Origin of the sequence: Phocaeicola sp., from assembly GCF_048170425.1 — a bacterium.
In the GTDB taxonomy this organism is placed as follows: Bacteria; Bacteroidota; Bacteroidia; order Bacteroidales; family Bacteroidaceae; genus Phocaeicola.
On record NZ_DBEXBB010000191.1, the window covers coordinates 1 to 19,901 of the forward strand.

General features: G+C 45.6%; 17 protein-coding genes. 14 read left to right on the forward strand and 3 right to left on the reverse strand.

Annotated elements, in window-relative coordinates; all coding sequences use genetic code 11:
- From ccsA to ACMJ0U_RS07515, 3 genes are all read left to right on the forward strand, one after another.
- The coding region (gene ccsA / locus ACMJ0U_RS07505) for a cytochrome c biogenesis protein CcsA (protein ID WP_417129285.1) at positions 1-1,959 on the forward strand (1,959 nt) is incomplete at its 5' end.
- An 89-nt stretch (positions 1,960-2,048) separates the two neighbouring features.
- Entirely contained in the window at positions 2,049-2,618 is a 570-nt protein-coding gene (locus tag ACMJ0U_RS07510; RefSeq protein ID WP_417129287.1) for an HdeD family acid-resistance protein, read from the forward strand.
- Positions 2,615-3,463 (forward strand): helix-turn-helix domain-containing protein, encoded by an 849-nt coding sequence (locus ACMJ0U_RS07515; protein ID WP_417129288.1) that lies wholly within the window; start codon positions 2,615-2,617, stop codon positions 3,461-3,463. The genes ACMJ0U_RS07510 and ACMJ0U_RS07515 overlap by 4 nt, the downstream gene beginning before the upstream one ends.
- Positions 3,464-3,522: 59 nt before the next feature.
- Here the strand turns inward: ACMJ0U_RS07515 and ACMJ0U_RS07520 are convergent, their stop codons facing one another.
- Positions 3,523-4,599 carry a YeiH family protein gene (locus tag ACMJ0U_RS07520; protein WP_417129289.1) on the reverse strand — a complete coding sequence of 359 codons (1,077 nt, stop codon included), beginning with the start codon at positions 4,597-4,599 and terminating at the stop codon, positions 3,523-3,525.
- 188 nt (positions 4,600-4,787) lie between these two features.
- On the opposite strand from ACMJ0U_RS07520, the gene ACMJ0U_RS07525 reads away from it, so the two are divergent.
- The gene (locus ACMJ0U_RS07525) at positions 4,788-5,456 is read left to right on the forward strand and encodes a DUF5715 family protein (RefSeq protein WP_417129290.1); all 669 of its coding nucleotides are present in this window, start codon (positions 4,788-4,790) and stop codon (positions 5,454-5,456) included.
- Between the two features lie 11 nt (positions 5,457-5,467).
- On the forward strand, positions 5,468-6,226 hold the full coding sequence (truA, locus tag ACMJ0U_RS07530) for a tRNA pseudouridine(38-40) synthase TruA (protein WP_417129291.1): 759 nt from the start codon (positions 5,468-5,470) through the stop codon (positions 6,224-6,226).
- Here the strand turns inward: truA and ACMJ0U_RS07535 are convergent.
- Positions 6,223-6,990, reverse strand: coding sequence for a TIGR03915 family putative DNA repair protein (locus ACMJ0U_RS07535; protein ID WP_417129293.1), 768 nt, complete (start codon positions 6,988-6,990; stop codon positions 6,223-6,225). The genes truA and ACMJ0U_RS07535 overlap by 4 nt on opposite strands.
- Before the next feature lie 118 nt (positions 6,991-7,108).
- Here ACMJ0U_RS07535 and ACMJ0U_RS07540 point away from each other — a divergent pair, with 118 nt between their 5' ends.
- Positions 7,109-8,191, forward strand: coding sequence for a linear amide C-N hydrolase (locus ACMJ0U_RS07540; RefSeq protein ID WP_417129305.1), 1,083 nt, complete (start codon positions 7,109-7,111; stop codon positions 8,189-8,191).
- A 34-nt stretch (positions 8,192-8,225) separates the two neighbouring features.
- Here ACMJ0U_RS07540 and ACMJ0U_RS07545 read toward each other — a convergent pair whose 3' ends face one another.
- A complete protein-coding gene (locus ACMJ0U_RS07545) occupies positions 8,226-9,515 on the reverse strand; it encodes a putative DNA modification/repair radical SAM protein (protein WP_417129294.1) in 1,290 nt (429 codons plus the stop codon).
- A gap of 215 nt (positions 9,516-9,730) precedes the next feature.
- Here ACMJ0U_RS07545 and ACMJ0U_RS07550 point away from each other — a divergent pair, with 215 nt between their 5' ends.
- From ACMJ0U_RS07550 to ACMJ0U_RS07585, 8 genes are all read left to right on the forward strand, one after another.
- On the forward strand, positions 9,731-10,981 hold the full coding sequence (locus ACMJ0U_RS07550) for an efflux RND transporter periplasmic adaptor subunit (protein ID WP_417129296.1): 1,251 nt from the start codon (positions 9,731-9,733) through the stop codon (positions 10,979-10,981).
- Between the two features lie 90 nt (positions 10,982-11,071).
- Positions 11,072-12,385, forward strand: a complete 1,314-nt coding sequence (locus ACMJ0U_RS07555; RefSeq protein WP_417129297.1) for an ABC transporter permease — start codon at positions 11,072-11,074, stop codon at positions 12,383-12,385.
- Positions 12,386-12,406: 21 nt separating this feature from the next.
- A complete protein-coding gene (locus ACMJ0U_RS07560) occupies positions 12,407-13,702 on the forward strand; it encodes an ABC transporter permease (protein ID WP_417129299.1) in 1,296 nt (431 codons plus the stop codon).
- A 64-nt stretch (positions 13,703-13,766) separates the two neighbouring features.
- Complete coding sequence (locus ACMJ0U_RS07565; RefSeq protein WP_417129307.1) at positions 13,767-14,432, forward strand: ABC transporter ATP-binding protein; 666 nt, start codon at positions 13,767-13,769, stop codon at positions 14,430-14,432.
- Positions 14,433-14,500: 68 nt separating this feature from the next.
- Positions 14,501-15,988: a TolC family protein gene (locus ACMJ0U_RS07570; protein ID WP_417129300.1), complete on the forward strand. Its 1,488-nt coding sequence runs from the start codon at positions 14,501-14,503 to the stop codon at positions 15,986-15,988.
- A gap of 40 nt (positions 15,989-16,028) precedes the next feature.
- Positions 16,029-17,387, forward strand: a complete 1,359-nt coding sequence (locus tag ACMJ0U_RS07575; RefSeq protein WP_417129302.1) for a sigma-54-dependent transcriptional regulator — start codon at positions 16,029-16,031, stop codon at positions 17,385-17,387.
- 12 nt (positions 17,388-17,399) lie between these two features.
- Complete coding sequence (locus tag ACMJ0U_RS07580) at positions 17,400-18,746, forward strand: sensor histidine kinase (protein ID WP_417129303.1); 1,347 nt, start codon at positions 17,400-17,402, stop codon at positions 18,744-18,746.
- A 102-nt stretch (positions 18,747-18,848) separates the two neighbouring features.
- Entirely contained in the window at positions 18,849-19,754 is a 906-nt protein-coding gene (locus ACMJ0U_RS07585; protein ID WP_417129304.1) for an EamA family transporter, read from the forward strand.
- Positions 19,755-19,901: the final 147 nt, after the last annotated feature.

Below are 19,901 nucleotides of genomic sequence, written 5' to 3' on the forward strand. Positions count from 1 at the left end.
TTTTGTGGCTTGTGGGGTGCGCTGGCCTTCGGGCTTGTGCGGGCATGTGGCAAATGCCGGCTGTGGAAGCGCCTCCCGGTCTTGTGGTGGCATGGCTCTCTTTTAGTGATACTGGGAGGGGCCATGCTTACCTACTTGACAGGCGAAAAAGGGTATGTGCATCTGGTGCAGGGGCAGGAAATGAAGAGTTTTATCCGGACTTCTGACCAGCAAGCAAGGGTGTTGCCCTTCAGTCTTTCTTTGGACAGCTTCAGGGTGGTTTGTTATCCGGGAACGGAAGCTCCTTCTGATTACAAGAGTTACGTGAGCTATGAAGTCGGCGGGAAGAACTACAAAGATGTGATTTCAATGAATCACATCTTGTCAGTGGAAGGCTATCGTTTTTATCAGTCCTCTTATGACCCGGATTTGTCTGGAAGCTGGTTGAGCGTGAACCATGACCCTTGGGGAATTGCCGTGACCTATGCGGGGTATCTGTGTCTAGCTTTCTCTTCGATATGGCTGTTGGTCAGCCGGAGGGAAACATTTTTCCGCTTGTTGCATCATCCGTTATGGAGAAAAACGGGACTGGTGTGGCTGGGGGTATGCGCTTTTCAGTTGACGGCTCAAGCTCGTCCGGTCAGTGTCCTGGCCCGGCACGATGCGGAAACGCTGAAGATACGGCAAGTGATATACCACGACCGCGTGGCGCCCTTCCATACGCTGGCCCGTGACTTTGTAATCAAGTTGAGTGGAAAACCTTCTTATCATGGTTTGACACCGGAACAGGTGGTGGCCAGCTGGTTACTTTACCCTGAAGAATGGCAGCACGAACCGATGTTTCGGGTGAAAAGTGAACGGTTAAGGCAGGAATTGGGATTGAAGTCGGAGTATGCCGCACTGGTAGACTTGTTCGACGGAAAGGCGTATCGGTTGGAGAGGTTATTGCAGAAGCAGCAGGACGAAGTGCGAAATACGCATGAGAAGGGCTGGTTAGAGAACCGTCGGGCAAAAAAGCTGGAAAAGGAAGTGCTGGAGTTGGATGAGAAGGTCGGTATGGTACTGATGCTTCAGAAAGGTACTTTTATCCGTCCTTTACCGGAGGATGGAAGTGTCACTCCGTTATCGCCGTTAAGGATACGTGCAGAGATTTTCTATCATGCGGTACCGTTCACTAAAATCTTGTTTATGGCCAATCTTTCTTTGGGTTTGCTGGCTTTGGGCTGGTGGATATATTCCTATGTGATGCAAGAAGGCGATAAGGGCAGGAACTGGAGGGTTGGACTGCGACGGATATGGGTGGGAACCGTATGGATGGCCTGTTTGTTTCACTGGATTTCTTACCTTCTTCGCTGGTATATAGGAGGACGGATTCCCTTGGGAAACGGACACGAAACGATGCTCTTTTTAGCAGGATTTCTGTTACTGTGCACTTGTATATGGCAGCGGCGGTTTTCGTTTTTACTTCCAGCCGGTTTGTTGCTTTCCGGTTTTACGTTGCTGGTGGCTTACCTGAGCGAGATGAATCCGCAGATAACTCCGTTGATGCCGGTATTGCTGTCACCCTGGCTGAGTCTGCATGTATCATTGATTATGGTATCGTATGCCTTGTTTGCTTTGATGTGTCTGTGTAGTATCTTGGCGCTGAGTATTCAGCGGCATACGTGGCAGCGGCAACGGCTGACTTTATTTTGTCGGGTTTTGCTTTATCCGGCAGTGTTGTGCTTGGGAACCGGAATTTTTATTGGTGCAGTATGGGCCAATGTCTCTTGGGGAAGCTACTGGGCCTGGGATCCGAAAGAAGTTTGGGCTCTGGTCACTTTCATGCTTTATGGAATGGCTTTTCATGTACAAAGTCTCCCTCGTTTCAGGAGTCCATACTTTTTTCATTGGTTTTTAATCGTCTCGTTCTCTGCCATATTGATGACTTATTTCGGTGTAAACTATGTACTCGGAGGAATGCACAGTTATGCCGGATAGGTGATGGTTTTTTATCCTTTTGGGTGAATGATTTGTTTATTGATACTTTTTCATTACCTTTGGATAGTGAATTTAAAAATGGACGAAGTATGAAATCTTTGAATTATGCATTAGTCAGTTCGCTCTGTGCATTAGTTATCGGTATATTATTGGTCACATGGCCGGACGTAGCTGTAAGTTATCTGGTTATTACCATCGGTGTGTTGTTCCTTATTCCCGGACTGGTTGGATTGTTTTCTTATCTGGCCTCATTAAACAAGAGTAAGGTAGATGCACCTCGTCCGGTTTTTCCTGTAGTTGCGTTAGGTAGTACCCTTTTCGGTGTATGGTTGATTATCATGCCCTCTTTCTTTGTCGGGGTACTGATGTATGTATTAGGAATTTTACTGGTATTTGGTGGTATTAGTCAGCTGGCTAACCTGATTGCAGCCCGTTCATTTATGCCAGTTCCATTTGGGGTGTATGTGGTGCCCGTATTGATTTTAGCGGCGGGAATTACGGTTTTGTTTAATCCATTTGCTACAGCTGAGATACCCTTTATTGTGTTGGGTATTTCTTCCATAGTATATGCATTGATGGATATGGTTCGTTTGTTGCGTTTCCGTAAAAGGAACAAGAACGTACAAGATGTGACACCTATAGAAGAAATTAAGGAATGAAGCGATTTGACAGACTTGATTTATTGCCGGAAGGGCAGGATATGGTGGCGGGTATAGACATGACCGGTGGTTTTTACCGCTTGTTTCAGACTTCGGCGCCTTTCCCAGGTTGTCTTTTTCTACTGTGCCTGAGAGGAAGTAGCCGGGTGAAAATTCATTTGACACATTATGACTTAAAGGAAGGCTCATTAGCCATTGTATTTCCAGGAGTCTTTTTTCAAATTCAGGAGCAAAGCAAGGATTGCCGGTTTATTTTTGTCGGTTTCTCCAAAAAATTGATAGAAGGAGCCAAGTTGTTTTCATATACTGTGGAGTACACTCCTTATATATTCGAACGGCCGGTAATTGAGATGAAGAAAGACGTATATGAATTGTTCCGGGATAGTATCCGCCTTTTGATTCGCCGACAGAAGATAAAAGAGGATATGAGCAGAATGCAGATAAGCTTGATTTATACGCAGTTGCTCCTTTCTTTAGGTGGTGTATATAAGAAAAGAGGAGAGGAGGAAGACTCACCTAGATACAACCGTAATCAAGAAATTGTGAAGGAATTGGTTCGTATTATTGTGCAATATTATAAAACAGAACGCAATGTCTCTTTCTATGCTGAGAAGTTGCATCTTTCGCCACAGCATCTGAGTACAACGGTGAAGAAAGTTACCGGCAAGACATTGACCGACATTCTTTCTTCATTTATCATACGCGATGCGCAGGCTAAGCTCCGTTCTACGGATATGACGGTACAGGAGATAGCTTATTCATTGAATTTTTCGGATATTTCTTTTTTTGGAAAATACTTCAAGCGTTATACAGGCATGTCACCCAAGCAGTATAGGAACATGTAAAAACAATAAGGACAGGTGTATTTGTTTACGCCTGCCCTTATTGTGTTGAGGACTATCTTTTATCCAAACATTGGAGTGATATATTGTGTCAGCAAGTATCCTCCGCCCACCAGCCAGATGTAAAGCAATCCTGCCAGCAGGAACGGTTTGGCACCAGCTTGTTTGAATTTTTCCAGACTGGTATCTGTGCCCAGTGCCGTCATGGCCATTGTCAGCATGAAGGTATCGATGTACTCAATGGCACCGTTTAGCGGAATATCTTTTACGGTTTCGGCACCTGTGAGGTATTGTATCAGAGAGTTCAGACAGATGATACCGATGAATCCGAATGCAAACCAGGGAATGGTGATTTTGCTCTTTTCGGTTTTACCTTCAGGATTTGCTTTTTTCCGTCCTGCCAATGCAAAGCTCATGATGACCAATACCGGTGCCAGCATCATGACGCGGATCATCTTGGTGATGGTAGCAGTTCCGGCAATTCCTAATGAATCGGTCGGATCCATGGCATTTCCTGCTCCTGCTACGTGAGCAACCTCATGCAGGGTACTTCCTGTGTAGATGGCTACTCCCGTATCTCCCAGTGCATCCAGCATACCGGCACGGTACATAATCGGATAGAGGAACATGGAAATGGTTCCGAAAATGACTACCGTAGATACGGCAATGGCCGTTTTATGTCCTTCACATTTTACCACCGGTTCTGCACCCAGTACGGCTGCAGCTCCACAGATGGCGCTACCGGTAGCAGTCATAAGAGAAGTATCTTTGTCCATTTTCATCAGTTTGCCCAGCCAGATGCCCAGGAAAATAGTACCGGCTACGATGATGGTATCGATAACCACTGCAGGGAGTCCTACGGCGGCTACTTGTGTCAGTGTCAGACGGAATCCGTAGAGTACGATACCGGCACGCAGTACCTGCTTGGTGCAGAACTTGATACCGGGAACCCATGTCTCAGGCAGTTTGTTGCGCAGACTGTTGGCATAAAGCATTCCCAAAATGATACCCACAATCAGTGGACTGAAAGAAAGACTTTTCACGAAGGGTATTTCGGCAATGTAGAAGGCTGCAAAAGAAAATAATGCAATCAATAGAATACCATGGAGGGTATTGGCTCTGTTTCCTTTCTTGAACATATCAGTTTGTTTTTAGTGATTTTGATTTTCGGGCGCAAAGATAGGAGATTTCCATGGAATGTCCTATTTACATTTTTTTATGCGTGATAACCAAAAGTAATAATGTGTATTGCCCTGGCCTTTATTCGGTGGTTTTGTGCTTCTTGCTTTTTATGCTATCTTTGCATGGAATTAAAAATGGAAAAGAAATGAAATTATTGATCAAGTCATGTCTGGCAGTGGCTTTATTTGCTGGAATCTGCTTGTCTGGATGTAAGGAAAAGGACATGTCAATGAAAATGAACAATCCGCGCAATATCAGGGGAGTTATCAGCTATAAACGTTCGTTTGGAGATTTGAATGATGTGCAACTGGCTACAGCCAAGAAAATAGGTATCCGCCCTATCAGTACCCGTGAAGAGGCGGAAGAAATGAAGGACCGGTTGATTGAAATTGCCGCCTGTGAACGGTATGGTTTGGATTCTTTGACACATTCAATTCCCTACCTGATACCTCAGGCCAGTGCGTTGCTGGATACCATCGGAGTTAATTTCTTGGATTCACTGGAAAACAAAGGATTGAACCCCAATAAAATCATTGTAACGTCTGTGACTCGTACGAAGGATGACGTGAAGCGTCTGCGGAGAACCAACGGAAATGCTTCGCTGAACTCTTGCCATTTTTATGGAACTACGTTCGATGTAAGCTGGAAGCGTTTTGAGAAGGTGGAAGATCCTGATGGCCGACCTATGCAGGATGTGAGTTCGGATACATTGAAGCTGGTGCTGTCGGAAGTTTTACGTGACCTTCGTGAGGCAGACCGCTGTTATGTGAAATACGAGTTGAAACAAGGGTGTTTCCATATTACTGCCCGATAATTCAAGAAGCTATGTTCAGGTATTTTATTTATTTGGCTTACGATGGTACCAACTATCATGGTTGGCAGATACAGCCAAACGGAAGCAGTGTACAGGAAACGCTGATGAAGGCACTGCATACTTTTTTGCGGGATGAGGCCATTGAAGTGGTGGGGGCCGGACGTACGGATTCTGGAGTACATGCCCGCCTGATGGTGGCACATTTTGATGTGGAATGGATGCTGGATGAAGATACGGTGACGGATAAACTGAACCGTTTGCTTCCGCCGGATATATCGGTGTACCGTGTGCGGAGAGTGAATCAGGATGCGCATGCCCGCTTTGATGCGACTTATCGTACTTACAAATACTACGTCACTACACAGAAGAATCCGTTTAACCGGGCATATTACTGGCGATTGTTCCAGCCTTTGGATTTTGCAAAGATGAATGAGGCGGCGCAAACCCTGTTTGATTATACAGATTTTACGAGCTTCAGTAAACTGCATACAGATGTCAAGACCAATAACTGCAAGATTATGCATGCCCACTGGGACCAGGTAAGCGAAACAGAATGGGTATTTACCATTCAGGCTGACCGTTTCCTGCGTAATATGGTTCGGGCCATTGTCGGTACGCTGGTAGAAGTAGGCCGCGGCAAACTTTCGGTGGAAGGTTTCCGGAAGGTGATAGAAGAGAAGAACCGCTGTAGTGCAGGTACATCCGTACCGGGACATGCACTCTTTTTGGTCGATATAGGCTATCCGGATGAATTGTTTCCGCTGGGTTAGTCTTTTTCGGTAAGATATTTCCAGAAACGGACCGGCATATCCTTTTTGTGCTTTACGGGATTTAGTCGGGATTGAATACATACACTGTGAAAGTAGCTTTTCCAGCCCTCCTGGAAAAGCTTTTCGTTTTTATCCAGCAGCTCATCTTCCAACTTACCGTGTCGCAGGAAGGCAGCGCGGGAGTCTTCAAATGTAATCTCGCTTACTTCTTTCAGATCGTAATAGTAGCCGTAGTGACGGCGCGCATCGTAGATTATCCACGGTTGGTCGGCAAACCGGTCGCGAAAATGATGGATAGTCAATGGATAGACATTATAGAGAGGTTCCATAATGCCGAAATATACTTGGTCGGTCGTTTTTTGAAAACGCATGAACTGAAGTACCCTCATTCGCTCGTCCGCTACTTTTTTGCTTAGCTGATACACTCCTAACACATCCGGGTCTGCGAAATTTTGTTCGATAGAGACCGGTGCATCGGTTACTTTCCGCATGTAGCGGAAAAGTAGCATGGCAGCTTCCGGTGTCTCCGAGAGCCAGCAATAGGTAAGGGAGGCAAGTGCCCTTCGGGAAAGTTTACGTGATAACAGTTTCCAAACCCGTTCTGTCTTTTCCGCATCTGTTACCACCTGATGTACCTCTTCGTAAAAAAGCGGAAGCGGTTCCTTCTCTGCAAGCAGCAGGTCGGGAAAAGTCCGGCGATAATAGGCATCGAACAGGGCGGTAAGCAGACCTTCAAAAGTGGAATCGTATTGGAAAACGGTCATGGTCTATGAGAATTTCGTATCTTTGTGTATAGAGGATTTCAGGGAACAAAAGTAGTAAAAACGAGAAACTGAAACAAAAGGAACAGTTTTTTGTTATATAATAAAAATAGATTGAATGATGAATCATAAATTTATGCTCTTGGGACTGATGGCTACAGTGGCCATCTTCCAGTCACAGCCTTCTCTGGCTTGCACAGGTATCACCTTGACTGCAAAAGACAGTACACGTATTCTTGCCCGTACCATAGAATGGGGTGGAAGTGACTTGAACAGCTGCTATGTGGTAGTGCCACGTGGCTATACGGTTCAGTCGTATGTGCCCGGCGGACAGGATGGCATGAAATTTACGGCAAAATATGGATATGTGGGTCTGGCGGTAGAACAAAAGGAATTCGTGGCAGAAGGATTGAATGAGGAAGGTCTCTCTGCTGGTCTGTTCTATTTCCCGAATTACGGACAATATGAAGCGTATAAAGCAGAATATAAATCGTCTTCCATTGCCGATTTGCAGTTGGTTTCCTGGGTGTTAGGCAACTGCAAGACGGTGGATGAAGTGATGGAAAGCCTGAAGCAGGTACATGTAGTGGCCATTGACCCGCGTGCATCGACTGTGCACTGGCGTTTTGCGGATGTGTCAGGACGTCAGGTTGTGTTGGAAATAGTAGACGGTGAATTGCATTTCTTTGAAAACAAGTTGGGGGTACTGACCAACTCTCCGGGCTTTGAATGGCAACTGACCAATCTGAATAATTACGTCAATTTGTATCCGGGCAGTGCACAACCTCAATCATTAGGAAATGTGGCTCTTCGCTCTTTCGGAGCTGGAAGCGGATTCTTGGGTATTCCCGGTGATGTGACTCCTCCTTCTCGTTTTGTGCGGGCCGCCTTTTATCAGGCTACAGCTCCTGTGCAGGACAATGCCCGTCAGACTGTACTCCAAGGATTTCAGATTCTGAATAATTTTGATATTCCGTTGGGGATTGAGTTTCCGTCAGGGCAGGTTTCTGTTAACATCCCAAGTGCGACACAGTGGACTTCGGCTACGGATATGCAGCATCGGATGATTTATTATCGTACCATGTATAATTCTGCTATACGTAGCATCGATTTGAATAAGATTGATTTTCTGCGTGTCAAGTACAAAGCGGTGCCGTTGGATACAATAAAGGAACAGCCTGTAACTGAAGTTTCCATTCGCTGAAATTGTAGAATGCATAAAAGTAAGAAAGCTGCCTTCACTCGTTTGTGGGGGCAGCTTCTTCTGTATCTGCAAAGTCAAAACTCAACTGACATTCGTCTGTCTTCTTGCGGGGAGTAGGGAGCAGAAGTTTCCGTACCCCGTAGGCCCCTAACTCGTGAATGGTCTTGTCCGGCAGTTCGTGGCAGGTAATGAAGTATTTGGCCTTTTTCATGACAGCTCCCATTTTTTTCAGTTCGTAGAATCCGATACGGGAGAAACGGCGGGAAGCCACAATCAGGCGGGCCGATTTTACTCCGATGCCCGGCACACGCAGGATGGCTTCATAATCTGCCGTCTGTATATTGACGGGGAAAAACTCTGGATGGCGGAGGGCCCAGGCCAGTTTCGGGTCAATCTCCAAGTCCAGGTTGGGGCTTTGGTCATCTACTATCTCGTCTACCTTGAACTGATAGAAACGTAGTAGCCAGTCGGCCTGGTAAAGACGGTTTTCGCGTACTAGAGGCGGTTGCTTCAAAGTAGGAAGTCGCTTGTCATACGTATTCACCGAAATATAGCCTGAATAATACACTCGCTTCATAGTAGGTTCTTCATACAGCGAAGAAGATACTTGCAAGATGTCCTTGTCAGTTTCGGGGGTGGCTCCTACAATCATCTGGGTGCTTTGTCCGCCAGGAGCAAAGCGGGGAGTGTGCCGATAGTGCTTGCGCTCTTCCTGGTAGGTTTGTATGCCTTGCTGGATGTATTTCATCGGGAGATACACACTCTGGTGGTCTTTCTCCGGCGCCAGCAGTTTTAAGTTTTTTTCTGTCGGAATTTCCAGATTGACACTGAGGCGGTCGGCATATAGTCCGGCTTCCCGTACCAGTTCTTCACTGGCACCGGGGATACTTTTCAGGTGGATATAGCCGTTGAAGCGATGAACCAGCCGCAGGTCTTTGGCCACTCGGACCAGGCGTTCCATGGTGTAGTCGGGATTGCGTACCACTCCCGAACTGAGAAACAGTCCTTCTATATAATTTCTTCGGTAGAACTCCATGGTCAGTTCTACCAGTTCTGTGACGGAAAGTGTGGCCCGTGGAATGTCGTTGCTTACCCGGTTGATGCAGTAGGCACAATCGTAGATGCAGTAGTTGGTCAGCATAATCTTGAGCAGGGAAATGCAGCGTCCGTCTTCCGAAAAGCTGTGACAGATGCCCCATCCTCCTACCGTATTGCCGACTCCTCCCCGTGTGTTTTTGCGGGAAGTACCGCTGGAAGCGCATGACACGTCGTATTTGGCGGATTCGGTCAGGATTTTTAGTTTTTGTATAACCTGTTCGTTCATTTCCCTTTTATTTTCAGATTTAAAGGTAGAGAGAGTTGCGGATATGTGCAATGCTTCTGTAAGATTTCTCGTAAAAAAACGTACATAATGTGTGTAAAACCGAACAGAGTGTCCGATATCGGACACCTCTTAAAGTTAGTTTTGTGTTGTAAACCAGTTGTTTATTGTTTTGGCATGGATGTTGCATTCAGAAAATGCGGATATAACGTAAAAATATGGATCGGGAAATATCAAAAGAAGTACGAATAAAGGCACGCAATAAGAAGCTTATGCAATATGGTAGTATTGGAGCCGGATGCGTGATATTGCTGGTTTTGCTTTTTTCATGGACGCGCAGCAGTGTGAAAGAGAGTGAACTGGTGTTCTCGGAAGTGACCAAGGGAACCATTGAGGTGAGTGTAAGTGCATCGGGAAAAGTCGTACCTGCCTTTGAAGAAATAATCAATACTCCGATTAATTCGCGTATTGTGGAGGTGTATGGAAAAGGGGGAGACAGTGTGGATGTAGGCACTCCGCTGCTGCAACTGGATTTACAGAGTACCGAGACTGAATATAAGAAATTGCAAGATGAGGACCAGATGAAACGTTATCAGCTGGAGCAGTTGGAGATTAATAACCAAACGTATCTCAGTGATTTGGAAATGCAGGTAAAGGTATCGGCTATGAAGCTGAACCGGATGAAGGTGGAATTTCGGAACGAGCAATATCTTGATAGCTTGGGTTCTGGTACGACTGACCGGGTACGGCAAGCGGAATTGAATTATCAGACGGGCAAGCTGGAATTAGAACAGCTTCGTCAGCAGTTAGATAATGAGCGGCAGGTGAAAGCAGCCGACTTGAAGGTCAAGCAGTTGGAATATGAGATTTTCCGTAAGGAGATGGCAGAGATGAAGCGAACCTTGGAGGATGCGCAGATACGTTCACCAAGGAAAGCCATTCTTACCTATGTTAATGATCAGGTGGGAGCGCAGGTGACGGAAGGTACCCGATTGGCTGTGGTTTCAGACCTGAGTCACTTTAAGGTGGAAGCAGATATTGCCGATACTTATGCAGATCAGGTCATAGCAGGAGGACGGGCCATCGTAAAGATAGGCAATGAAAAACTGGAAGGACAGATAAGCAGTGTGACGCCTTTATCTAAAAATGGAGTGATTTCTTTTATTGTGCAGCTGTCTAATGACCATCACCGCCGGTTGCGTTCGGGACTGAAAGTGGATGTGTATGTGATGAATGCCGTGAAAGAGGGCGTATTGCGAATAAAGAATGCCAGTTATTATGTGGGAAAAGGAGAGTATGAACTTTTTGTACGGGATGGAAAAGAGGAACTGGTCAAGCGGAAGGTGGAACTGGGAGATTCTAATTTTGAATATGTGGAGGTAGTTTCCGGACTTCAACCGGGTGACCGGGTGGTAGTCAGTGATATGAAAGGGTATAAGAATAAGCATAAGATAAACTTGAAACACTAAGTTTTATGGATTGGCAAGTTTGAGATAAGATAAATATGAAAAATACGTTGATATGGTACAAAATTTAATGAGAGTGAAAATTTTATGAGAATGCGAAGAACCTATTTGACACAAGCTTTTACGTTACTGAAGCAGAACCGTCTGTTCAGTATGCTCTACATTGCTGGTACAGGGCTGGCCATTGCGATGACGGTTGTAGTAGCAGTGGTTTATTATGTGAAACTGGCTCCTATATATCCTGAAAGGAATCGGGAAAACACGTTGTATCTGACTCATGTCAGTTTTAAGTCCGAGCAGGAAGCAATGACTTATCAGTCCGCTTTGTCGTATCGGGCTTTGCAGGAATGGATTTATCCGCTTAAGAATGTGGTGGAGGTTTCTGCACGTTTCGGCAATGCGACGGACTATTATGTACAGCCTGCCGATCGGAGTGGGGATTTTCGTCCGGTACAGAAATTGGTAGACCCAGCTTTTTTCCGTATCTATGAGTTGCAGTTTCTGGAGGGACATCCGTTTACGGAGGCCGATTTGGCAAGTGGTATTCATACGGCCGTGATATCCGATGACATCGCCCGTCGTCTGTTCGGTACAACTGAAGGCGTTGTGGGACGTTCGTTTTCAATGGATTATGTGAACTATCGTGTATGTGGGGTGGTACGTGGAGCAAGCTTCTTGACCGGCCAATCGTATGCACAGATATATGTGCCTTATTCAGTCGGCTTGAATTATAAGGAACCCGGTACCTCCAGTTTTCCCTATTGTGGTCGGTTTAATGTTACTTTTTTAGTAAAAGATAATGCACAGGCAGAAGCCTTACGCACTGAAATCAGGGATTTGGTCAGAAGAGTAAATGCACAGTATAAAGGGCAGTGGCAGATGGAGTTATGGGAACAGCCCACTTCGCATACACTCAGTGTGTTTAAAGATTATCCGGCCGATACAAGTTTTAGTTCCTGGAAGGTGGCAAGTCATCTGATTCTGATGCTACTGGTACTTTTGATTGTACCATCTTTAAATCTGAGTGGGCTGATAGCCAGCCGTATGGAGAGTCGTCTGTCGGAGATGGGAGTACGTAAGGCTTTTGGTGCGAGTAGGAGTACATTGTTATCGCAGGTGATGTGGGAAAACTTTTTTCTTACGTTGGTAGGAGGCTTACTGGGGTTGTTGGTGGCATGGAGTATGCTTTATGTGGGTCGTGAATGGATTTTTATGTTGTTCGATTCGTGGCCTATGGATATTGCTGAAGGAGCTAATCTGTATGTATCAGGTGAAATGCTGTTTGCACCGGTAGTGTTTATTGTGGCGTTTGTGCTTTGTCTGATACTTAACCTGTTGTCTGCTTTGTGGCCGGCATGGACATCATTGCGCAAGCCGATTGTGTATTCATTGTATGAAAAAAGATAATCTGAAAAATAGTTGGTGGATATGTGGAAATTGATTTTGAAAAATCTTTGGAGCCGTCGTCGTCGTAACGGATGGCTGCTGGCTGAACTGATATTAGTGGCAATTCTTTCCTGGTACATTTTCGATCCAGTGATGGTGGTGACCTATGAGCGACATCTTCCGTTAGGCTATGATGCAGATCGTCTTTGTATGGTATCTGTGGGTATGCTTCCTCAGGAAGCTCCCGGGTATGAGCCACAAGCAGCTGATTCGGCTTCGTTGATGCAGACTTATTTGAATCTGGTGGACCGTGCCCGGCAGCATCCCGATGTGGAACAGGCAACTCCCGTTCTTTCTTTTGTGTATCCTGGTGCGATGGGAACTGGAACTTCCAGCTTTATAGCGGAAGGTGATTCGGTGGCTCATACGGCTTTATTTATCGAATTTTTGCCTCATACCCATTTCTTTGAAACCTATGGCTTCCAGTCTGGCAAGGGGAGTATGAGTGCGGCTCAGTTGTCCGATTTGGACAATGGGGACTATTATATCATGACGGAAGATTTGCTGGAAGGCATGTTCCACACGCACATATATCGCAATCAGCGTTGCTGGAAAGTGAATGGAACAGATACTTGTTATACGGCGGTGAAGGGAACCGTGAAATCATGTAAGTATTTGAGTGACAAACGTCCTGTACCGATTGTATTTATGCCCCTGCAGAATCCGGATATACGTTCCAGCCTGGACAATATGAGGATTGTTGTTCGTTTGAAAGAAGGAGTGCGTATGGAGCGTTTCTTGCATGATTTTCGTCCTTGGATGCTTCGTCAGCTACGTATCGGGAATCTTTATGCCCGCGAATTGCAGTCATACGACGAAATCAATGCGGCACGTGAATTCAGTGATTCTACTGTGCTTTATCGTCGTAGCCTAAGCATTGCCTTGTTCTTTCTGGTCAATCTTTGTCTGGGAGTGATTGGTACTTTCTGGATGCAGACTCGTACCCGTCGTGAAGAAGTGGGCGTGATGCTTTCTTATGGAGCGACACCGCATCGCATTCGTCTGTTGCTTTTAGGAGAGGGCACGGCACTGACTACGCTGGCTACTTTTATAGGCTGTTTCATTTATCTGCAATATGCATTTAGTGAGGGACTGAATACGGGAAGTTCTTTGATGGAAGCTGTTACACCCAGTTGGGTAGACAATTTTGGACTTCATTTCTTCTTTGTATCGCTGATGGTGTACGTGATTCTGCTGCTGGTGGTATGGATAGGCATTTATATTCCTGCCCGCCGGATAAGCTCCATTTCGCCTACGGAAGCATTGAGAGATGAATAAAATATGGAAAGATTCGTTTGAATGCGAATATAATAGTAAACTTTTAAATAAGATGAGTATGAATATGATAGAATTAACCGGAATCAACAAGATTTACCGGACCAATGAAATAGAGACTCAGGCATTAGAAAATGTGAACCTCATGATAGAAAAAGGAGAATTCCTCAGTATTATGGGGCCTTCCGGATGTGGAAAATCTACTTTGTTGAACATCATGGGACTGCTGGATGCCCCTACCAGCGGTATTATTCAGATTGCGGGGGTGAAAGTAGAGGGAATGAAAGACAAGGAGCTGGCAGCTTTTCGCAACCGGAACCTGGGATTTGTTTTTCAGTCGTTCCACCTGATCAATTCATTGAATGTGCTGGATAATGTGGAACTTCCTTTGCTCTATCGTGACGTTTCAGCGAAGGAACGTCGGCGACTGGCCGAAGAGGTGTTGCTCAAAGTGGGGTTGAGCCATCGAATGCATCACATGCCGTCACAACTTTCGGGTGGACAGTGCCAGCGTGTGGCTATAGCCAGGGCCATTGTGGGAAATCCGGAAATTGTATTGGCTGATGAACCGACCGGTAATCTGGATTCCAGGATGGGAGCGGAAATTATGGAAATTCTGCACAAGCTTAATCAGGAAGATGGGCGTACCATCGTCATGGTTACCCACAATGAGGAACAGGCTAAACAAACGTCACGTATCGTGCGGTTCTTTGATGGCCGGCAGGTAGGATAAGGTGAATGGTTGATAGGGGAAGAGTGGTGTGAAGGATGAATATTGTATGACAAAATGAATCGAAGATTATGAAACGGAACCTGCTGATTTTATTTTCTCTTTTTATCTGCTGTAGTAAGGGAGTGACCGCAGTGCCGATGGGAGAAACACATACATTGACACTGGAAGAAGCTATCATGCTGGCACGGGTACAAAGTGTGGATGCGGCTGTCGCTTTAAACGAACTGAAAACGGCCTATTGGGAATATCGTACTTTCCGTGCAGAGCTATTGCCGGAAGTGAACTTTACAGCGACTCTTCCTTCCTATCAAAAAGGTTATACTTCGTACCAGCAGAATGACGGTTCCTATACGTATGTACGAAACAACTACATGCAGATGAACGGACAGTTGTCCATCGACCAGAATATCTGGTTTACGGGAGGTACACTTTCATTGAATACTTCCCTTGATTTTCTACGGCAGATGGATGGTAGTTCTGACAATCGTTTTATGTCGGTTCCACTGGCTTTAACCCTGAATCAGCCTGTTTTTGGAGTGAATCAGACCAAATGGAACCGTAGGATTGAGCCGGTGCGTTATGCGGAGGCTAAGGCGGCTTTTTTGAGTGCGACGGAAGAGGTCACAATGACCACTATCAATTATTTTTTCAATCTGTTACTGGCCCGTGAGAATGTAGCTATTGCTAAGCAGAATCTGGAAAATGCGGAAAAACTGTATGAAGTAGCCAAGGCTAAACGGCGAATGGGGCAGATTAGTGAGAATGATTTGTTGCAGTTGCAATTGAATGTGCTGGATGCACGTTCTGCACTGACTTCCAATGAAAGTTCCTTGAAGAGTCACATGTTTACCTTGCGTTCTTTCTTAGCATTGGGAGAGTATGAGGAGCTGATACCTCAGGTTCCAGATTCAATACCCGAAATCCGTCTGGACTATGCAGATGTGCTTTCCAAGGCTTTGGCCAATAATTCATTTGCTCAAAATATTCGTCGCAGGCAGTTGGAAGCCGATTATGAAGTAGCCAAGGCCAAGGGAAACATGCGTGAAATCACGCTGTTTGCCCAGGTGGGATTTACAGGAACAGACCGTCGTTTCGATACGGCTTATCGTCGTCTGAAAGATAATCAGGTGGTTGAGATTGGTTTTAAAATTCCGATTCTGGACTGGGGTAAACGTCGCGGACAGGTGAAAGTGGCACAGAGTAACCGGGAGGTTACTGAGAGTAAGCTACGTCAGGAAACCATGAATTTCAATCAGAACCTGTTTGTATTGGTAGAGCAATTTAACAACCAGCAGACTCAGCTTCATTTGGCCGATGAGGCCGACCAGATTGCCCGTAAGCGTTATCATACCAATGTGGAGACTTTTCTGATAGGTAAGATTTCTACACTGGATTTGAACGATTCACAAAGCCAGAAGGATGAGGCTCGCCGTAAACACATCAATGAATTGTTTTACTACTGGTATTATTATTATCAGCTACGCAGTCTTACACTTTGGGATTTTGTGGCAGGAACGGGTATAGAGGCCGATTTTGAGAAGATTGTGAAGCATTGACCTCTTGCTATTGTAAAATTATATTTACTTTTGTCGTGTTATGATACTGATAATAGATGATGATAGTGCCATTCGCTCTTCGCTGAGTTTTATGCTTGAGAGAGCGAAGTATGAGGTACAGGCTGTGTCTGGGCCTAAAGAGGCAATGGAAGCGATACATTCTGTGATACCACAATTAATACTGATGGATATGAATTTCAGCCTTTCGACGGATGGGGCAGAAGGGTTGGTTTTATTGAAACAGGTTAAGTTGTTTTGTCCGGATGTACCGGTTATTCTGATGACAGCTTGGGGAAGCATTCCGCTGGCTGTACAAGGAATGCGGGCTGGTGCTTTTGATTTTATTACCAAACCCTGGAACAATGCGGCGTTGATGCAACGTATTGAAACGGCTTTGGAGTTGACGTCCAAGGAGGAAGTGGCCGATACTTCGACCACGGAAGACGAGGATTTCGACCGCAGCTACATTATTGGCAAGAGCAAGGCACTGGAAGCTGTGCTGGCAACGGTGAAGAAAGTTTCCCGAACAAGCGCTTCGGTACTCGTAACAGGTGAGAGCGGTACAGGAAAGGAACTGATTGCTGAGGCGATTCATTTGAATAGTTTGCGCAGAAACAAACCTTTTGTGAAAGTAAACTTGGGAGGCATCTCTCAAACTTTGTTTGAAAGTGAGATGTTCGGGCACAAGAAAGGGGCCTTTACCGATGCGGTGACCGACCGGAAAGGACGTTTTGAACTGGCCGATAAAGGGACGATTTTCTTGGATGAAATTGGTGAACTGGATTTGTCGTGTCAGGTAAAGTTGCTTCGGGTGCTGCAGGAGCAGACGTTTGAACCGTTGGGGGAGAGTCGTCCGCGAAAGGTAGATGTACGGGTGGTCTGTGCGACTAATGCTAATCTGGAGCAGATGGTGCGTGAACACACGTTTCGTGAGGATTTGTTGTATCGCATCAATTTGATTGCGGTTCATCTGCCGGCCTTGCGTGAACGGCGTGAGGATATCCCTTTGCTGGCCCGTCATTTCGTGGAAAACAGATGCCGTGAGGACGGATTGCCGTTGGTGAAACTTTCCGAGGATGCCTTGGAGTTTTTAAGCCGTTTGCCTTATCCTGGGAATATCCGGGAACTGAAGAACCTGGTAGAGCGTACCTTGTTGGTGTGTGGAAAAGATTGTCTGACGGCAGAGGATTTTCAGTCACAGTATCATCCGGTTTCAGTTGCTACAGACTCTGTTGCGGATGCAAAAGGACTTACATTGGAGGAACTGGAAAAACGTACCATTCTTCAGGCGTTGGATACGCATGATAATAATTTGACCCAGGTAGCTCTTTCACTGGGTATCAGTCGGGCGGCTTTGTATCGCCGCCTGGAAAAATACGGCATTTCGTTTAATGATTGATCAGAAGGCTTTATGAGGTTGAGAACGCTGTTTTTCCTGCTGGGCTTGTTGCTCATATTGGTGTGGAGCATTTTGCTATTTTTCATCCTGAATACAAAGAGCATGCTTTTATATGTGGGAGAAGGTGTGATTTCTTTTAGCTTGATAGTCTTGTTCTATTTTTATCGTAAAGTTGTAAAACCGCTCAATAGCATTGCAAGTGGAATGGACCTGTTACGTGAACAAGATTTCAGCAGCCGTCTGGCTTCGGTTGGTCAGGCTGAAGCAGACCGCATCGTGGAGATGTTTAACCGGATGATGGATCAGTTGAAGAACGAACGTCTGCGTTTGCGTGAGCAGAATCATTTCTTAGACTTGTTGATTAATGTATCACCCATGGGGGTGATTATTTTGACTTTCGACGAGCAGATATCTATGTTGAATGTGGCGGCGTTGCGTTTTTTGGGATATGCTTCAGTCGAGGAATTAATGGGAAAACGGCTGGACGAACTGGATTCTCCCTTGGCAGAAGAGGTGGCACGTTTACCTAAAGATACCACAGATACCATCCGTTTAAGTGATGCCAGAATTTACCGCTGCTCCCGGCTTTCATTTGTGGACAGAGGGTTTGCTCATCCGTTCATATTGGTAGAAAGTTTAACCACCGAGGTGGTGAAAGCAGAGAAAAAGGCTTATGAGAAGGTGATTCGGATGATAGCCCATGAGGTGAATAATACCACGGCCGGCATTACTTCTACTTTGGAAACCGTTGGAGAAGCACTGGAAACGTTGGAGGAAGAAACTGGCGATTTGCAGGAAGTGATGAAAGTTTGTGTGGAGCGTTGCTGGGGGATGAGTCAGTTTATTACCAAATTTGCTGATGTAGTGAAGATTCCGGACCCCAATATAGAGCAGGTGAGGCTGAATGACCGGGTGATAGCTTGTGGAATGTTTATGGAAACAATCTGTCGGGAGCGGCAGATTACGCTGCATAATGAGTTATGTATGGAGAATCCGAAAGTGTGGATTGATACGGTTCTGTTTGAACAGGTACTGGTGAATATTATTAAGAATGCGGCAGAAAGCATCGGGCAGGGAGGGGGTATTTTTATTCGTACATCAGTATCTCCGGTCATGCTTGAAATTGCCGATTCCGGAAAAGGTATCAGTAAGGAGGTGGAAACGAAATTGTTCAGCCCGTTCTTTTCGACCAAACCTAACGGGCAAGGTATCGGATTGATTTTCATTCGGGAAGTATTGGCCAGACTGGGGTGTACATTCTCTTTGCGGACTTATGCCGATGGTCTGACACGTTTTCGTATTTCATTTCCAGAACGACGTCCGGAGCAAGGGAAGGGCACGGATAAATGTACATTGTAAACGCTTTCTGAAAAATGGTAGAAGGTTCTGTGGAATAAACTTGTCAGTCACGGCTTTATTGCCTAATTTTGCAGGCTGTAATTCGATTTAACGTAAAGAAACATGTGGTTATTACTGGCTTTTTGCTCAGCGGCGTTGCTGGGCTTTTATGATGTCTTCAAGAAAAAATCGCTGGCAAACAATGCGGTTCTTCCGGTACTGGGACTGAATACGCTTTTTTCGAGTCTGATTTTCTTACCGTTTATTTTAGTTTCGTACTTTCATCCGGAGGCATTGCAGGATACGCTTTTCTACGTGCCTTCAGCGGGCTGGGAGGTACATAAGTTCATTATCCTGAAATCATTTATCGTGCTTTCTTCGTGGACATTCGGTTATTTCGGTATGAAACACTTGCCATTGACCATTGTCGGGCCAATCAATGCCACCCGTCCGGTCATGACGCTGGTAGGTGCCTTGCTGATATTTGGTGAACGTCTGAACCTGTACCAGTGGATTGGTGTGTTGATGGCCATTATATCGTTCTTCATGCTGAGCCGTTCGGGAAAGAAGGAAGGAATCGATTTCAAGCACGATAAATGGATTTGGTTTGTGGTGCTGGCGGCTGTGCTAGGTGCTGTCAGTGGTTTGTACGATAAATACTTGATGGGACGCTTCAATAACATGGTGGTACAGGCGTGGTACAATGTGTACCAGCTTTTCTTGATGGGAGGAGTACTGATGTTCCTGTGGTGGCCCAAGCGGAAGAGCAGTACACCGTTTCACTGGGACTGGTGCATTATCCTGATTTCCGTATTCTTGTCGGCAGCTGATTTCGTGTATTTCTATGCGCTTGGTATGGACGGGGCCATGATTTCCATTGTGTCTATGGTGCGACGGGGAAGCGTGGTGGTTTCCTTCCTGTTTGGTGCTATGATATTCCGCGAGAAGAACCTGAAGAGCAAGGTGGTCGATTTGATTTTAGTGCTGATTGGTATGTTCTTCCTCTACTTAGGAAATGTATTAGGATAATCACAATGACTTATGCTGGTATAGGTAGACACATTATTAACACATAACCTATACCAATCATGAATCGTAAGCATTACAATGAATCAGACCGTCTGGCTCTACTTCGTGAATATTATTCATCAGGTTTGAGCAAATATGCATTTATCA